At 52.9% G+C, this 1,184-nt stretch carries 1 protein-coding gene; it reads right to left on the reverse strand.

What is annotated here, in order from left to right:
• Nucleotides 1–37: 37 nt before the first annotated feature.
• Nucleotides 38–1,184 (reverse strand): IS630 family transposase (locus tag PKO02S_RS32050; protein WP_307720054.1); only part of this gene is annotated, 1,147 nt, incomplete at its 5' end.

A 1,184-nucleotide genomic window follows, 5' to 3' on the forward strand; every position in this document is an offset into this window, starting at 1 on the left:
CTAGTAGAACGCTTCTGAAATAACGTTCACGTTCTGCTTAGCGTTCCAACCCGTGTTTCCACCGGAAAGGGACAGGGTTGGCGTTGAGTTCCTGAAGGTAAAGTTCGATGCGCTGCTTTAATTCGTCTTTCGATTTGACCCGAATGTGTCGCAGGACTTGTTTCGTCATCTTGGCAAAAAAACTCTCAATCAGATTCAGCCAGGAACCGTGTTTGGGCGTGAAGATCAACTCAAAACGATCCGGAACCGTCTCCAAATAAGCGTTTGTTTCCTTGGAAATGTGGGCCGGATGGTTGTCCAGAATGATTTGAATGCGAAGCCCTTTGGGGTAGTGTGCGTCTAGCTTCTGTAAAAAGGAGACGAATTCCCGGCTTCGGTGACGTTCCTCCACAGAGCCAATCACTTCGCCAGTCACCAAATCAATCCCGGCTAGCAAACTGAGGGTTCCGTGTCGTTTGTATTCCGGGTCCCGTCCGAGGGTGGAGTGCTTGCCAGGCACCGGTGGCAAGTCTTCCGCCGTGTTGCCAATCGCCTGAATGCCGGGTTTCTCATCGTAAGACAAATAGACGTCGCACAACGGCTTGAGCTCATCGTTTTCCAGGATCAGTTCCACTTGTTGATACACACACAACACTTCGACGCGCTTGGCATCAAAATCGGGATCACGGCGTTCCAAGTAATACTGTACCTTATGCGGCTGCAAATCCTGTGCGCTTAGCAACCGATGGACGCTGCTGGGAGACATCTGACGAAGGCATTCATGGCCTTCGACAACGGCGTGTTCGCGCACATGCTGGGCCAGAAGCCGCTGGGTCCACACTTCGTAGGAATAGCCAAGTTCCTTCGGTTTCTGACAGGCTAGCGAAACGACCCATGCCTTGGCTTCAGGGGTCACCACGGGAGGTCGACCGGAGCGTTGTTCTTCCCGCAGAGCCTCTTCCCAACCTTGCGCTAACGCTTTATCGACACACCGATTGACTTTGGGGACCGTCGTTCCCAGCGCCTCTGCAATTTTCGGAATGCTCAGGCCATCGGCATAATGCAGAAGCATACGGGCTCGTTCAACGCGACGGTACGCCTCGGAACGTGCCTGACTGAGCCGTTGAAGTTTTTCACGATCGATGGCTGAAAGCTGCAAGGAGGCTTTTTTCGCTTGAAAGGGCATGGTCTCTCTCCGTTCGATA

Origin of the sequence: Paenibacillus koleovorans NBRC 103111 (assembly GCF_004000845.1) — a bacterium.
In the GTDB taxonomy this organism is placed as follows: Bacteria; Bacillota; Bacilli; order Paenibacillales; family NBRC-103111; genus Paenibacillus_AA; species Paenibacillus_AA koleovorans.